Origin of the sequence: Pseudomonas sp. AL03 (assembly GCF_029960815.1) — a bacterium.
In the GTDB taxonomy this organism is placed as follows: Bacteria; Pseudomonadota; Gammaproteobacteria; order Pseudomonadales; family Pseudomonadaceae; genus Aquipseudomonas.
Map to the genome: position 1 here is coordinate 1 of NZ_JASBRE010000074.1, position 1,392 is coordinate 1,392.

The 1,392-nt window shown below is 59.8% G+C and carries 1 protein-coding gene; it reads right to left on the reverse strand.

What is annotated here, in order from left to right; genetic code table 11:
• Positions 1-262: 262 nt before the first annotated feature.
• Positions 263-1,321, reverse strand: coding sequence for an IS110 family transposase (locus tag QK293_RS27440; RefSeq protein WP_282383495.1), 1,059 nt, complete (start codon positions 1,319-1,321; stop codon positions 263-265).
• Positions 1,322-1,392 lie beyond the last annotated feature (71 nt).

The window sequence follows — 1,392 nt, forward strand, 5'->3', positions numbered from 1 at the left end:
CAGCTGCTATGTATGGACTCGCCCCCACTGTCTACCCGCTTTTGAAAAACCGCCGCCCCGTTGCATCTATGTATCAGGCCTATTCGAGGAAGCCGTCTTCGGCTTCTGGCCAAAATTGGAAGAGCTCGTGGTATGCCGATTACAGTCAGGCCTCGAAGGCCAGTAGCAGCTAAGGCATCAATCCACGCCGGTCTTACCTGGGGTCAATTTTTTTTCAGCAAAGGGCCGGACAGTTAGTACCTCGGTGGCAGAACTCTGTCGCTCAGTGGCTCATCGTCGCTTGCTGGCCATCACCAGCCTGGCGACGATAAGTCTGGTCATTCTGTAGAAGCACCCAGACGATTCGCAGGTTGCGGTTGGCTAACCTGACCGCAGCCTCCTTACGGCCCAGTCGGCTCATCCAGCGCAACAAGCGGCGGTCATCGGGTTGCTGGGAATCAGGTCGTAGTTGTTGCAGTACCGCATGAGCTCCCTGGATCATCAGGCTGCGTAAATAAACATCGCCTCGCTTGGTCATGTCCCCCAGCCGGACCGTCTGCCCGCTGCTGTGCTGGTCAGGCACCATGCCAAAGTACGCGGCAAACTTGCGGGCATTGGGAAATCGCTCAGGCTTGGTTTCCTTGGCCACCAGTGCCGTGGCAGTGACTGGGCCGATGCCGCGCACAGTCATCAGTCGCTTCGCCGTCATGTCGGCGTTGGCGGCCACTTCCAGGCGCCCCGTCAGCACGCTGATGCGTTCGCCCAAATGGCGCCACTCGGCCAACAGTTCGTCGATCAGTTCACGCAGCAGGCCCGGCACCGGCTGGGTGGCATCTTCCAGTACCCGCGGAATTTTCTGGCTGATCGCAACATCGCCCTGCGCCAAGGCCACGCCGTGCTCGAGCAGCAGGCCGCGCATCTGATTACTCACCGCCGTGCGTCGACGCACATAGCCTTGGCGGGCGCGATGCAACGCCTGCATTGCCAGCGCCGCAACGCTTTTGACCGGCACTGCGTAGATCTTTTCATCGCGACCAGCCCGCAGAATCGCCAGCGCATCGTTGCGATCATTTTTAGGCCCGCTGCGATGGGTGGCCACCAAACCGGCTGGAAGAATCCGCGCCAGATTGCCTTGCTCTTGCAACTGCCGGGCCCAGGCTTGAGCACCCGGACCGGTCTCCATCAGAACCACGACATGAGGCGGCAACTGGCGGAGAAACTCATAAAACGCCTCGCGCGACTTGATCCGTCGCTCGTAGTGCACCTGGCCGAAGACGTCTTCACCGGCGACCTGAAAGACCTGCTTGGCCAGATCGACCGCCACGGTTGTGCAGGCCGACAAATCGGAAGAAGACAGGGATTGATCAATCGAAGTATGCTTTTTCATGGACTCGCCCTCGCTGTCGTTGGCTG